1 pseudogene is annotated in these 548 nt (G+C 53.6%); it reads left to right on the forward strand.

The features are described 5' to 3' along the window. Positions 1-548 (forward strand): annotated as a pseudogene (locus H8S11_RS13755) (hypothetical protein); the annotation flags it as partial.

Raw genomic sequence — 548 nt, forward strand, 5'->3', positions numbered from 1 at the left:
GTGACGGTAGCTCCGATTCCCGATAGTTACCAGGATGTGTCTGCTGTGACCACCACTGTGGCTGACGTGCTGACTGGAAAGGTATTTGTAGATAAGACGGGTAAGGTTTCTACCGGCACCATGCCAAACAATGGGGCCGCAAATAAAACCCTTACAGCGGAGGAACCATCATACACCATCCCCAAGGGGTACCATACTGGTACTGGTAAGGTGCAGATTGTCCCAGAGACGAAAACTGTCACGCCTACAAAGTCCGAGCAGACTGTAGAGGCAACAGAGGGCAAGGTGCTTTCCTCCGTCACTGTGGGAGCTATCCCGGAGGAGTTTGTAGACACAACAGACGCCACCGCAGAGGCTGGACAAATCCTCGATGGGGAAACTGCCTATGTTGGCGGCAGCAAGGTCACAGGTACGATGCCAGATAATGGGGCAGTTACCCAAACGCTGACCGTTGCGGCTCCATCCTATACGATTCCGTCCGGACACCATGACGGAGCTGGAACAGTATCTATCACGCTGGAAGAAAAGACCGCAACCCCCAGTAAGTC

The organism is Flintibacter hominis (assembly GCF_014287965.1).
Lineage (GTDB): Bacteria > Bacillota > Clostridia > Oscillospirales > Oscillospiraceae > Lawsonibacter > Lawsonibacter aceti.